We start from the raw sequence: 1,110 nt of genomic DNA, 5'->3' as shown, positions 1-1,110 counted from the left end.
TGTGGTCTTGGTGGTACTATTACTGTTACTTATACTGTAGCAGATGATTGTGATAACGAAACTACTCTTACGGCTACACTTACTCTAGAAGATACTACTGGACCAGACTTAAGCGTTTGTACTTCTGTTACCGATGAATCTGTAGAGTGTACTGCTGATGATAATGAAACTATTGCTGATGCATGGAATGCTGCTAACATACTTGCGCTTCAATCTTGTGGGTCAGATAGCTGTGATGCTGATGGTGTGTATACAGTAACTTCTGATTACGACTTTAACAACTTAAACGTAGTATGTGGTCCTTGTGGTTCTATTCCTGTAACATATACCGTTGCTGATGATTGTGGTAACGAATCTACAATTACAGTAACACTTAGCTTCGGTGATGCTACTGGTCCTGATCTTACTGCTTGTAATGTCGTGGATGAAACTATTGAGTGTGATGGAGATCTTAATGAAGATATCGCAAATCAATGGAACGCAGATAATATTGCTGAACTGCAAGCTTGTGCTGATGATATTAATGTAACTATTACTTCGGATTATGTATTTACTAACCTGGTTACTACTTGTGGTGCTGGTGGTACAATTACTGTTACTTATACTGCTACAGATGATTGTTTAAATACGTCTTCGGTTACTGCTACACTTACTCTAGAAGACTCTACTGGACCAGACTTAACGTCTTGTTCTGTGGTAGATGAAACTATAGAGTGTAATGGTACAGATAATGAAACCATTGCTAATGATTGGAATGCAGCTAACATACTTGCACTTCAATCTTGTGGTACAGATAGCTGTGATACAGATGCTACTTTTGAAGTAACTTCAGACTATGCATTTACTAACCTTGCTGCTACTTGTGGTGCTGGTGGTACTATCCTTGTTACTTATACTGTAGCAGATGATTGTGATAACGAAACTACTCTTACGGCTACACTTACTCTAGAAGATTCTACTGGACCAGACTTAACGTCTTGTTCTGTAGTAGATGAAACTATAGAGTGTAATGGTACAGATAATGAAACCATTGCTAACGATTGGAATGCAGCAAACATACTTGCACTTCAATCTTGTGGTACAGATAGCTGTGATACAGATGCTACTTTT

At 38.4% G+C, this 1,110-nt stretch carries 1 pseudogene; it reads left to right on the top strand.

The window, feature by feature from the left end:
- A pseudogene (locus KO494_RS05435) lies at positions 1 to 1,110 on the top strand (hypothetical protein); the annotation flags it as partial.

This window comes from Lacinutrix sp. C3R15, assembly GCF_018860825.1.
Taxonomy (GTDB): Bacteria; Bacteroidota; Bacteroidia; order Flavobacteriales; family Flavobacteriaceae; genus Oceanihabitans.
Note: the sequence above shows the minus strand (reverse complement) of the source record. Positions and strands in the feature narration are given on the sequence as shown.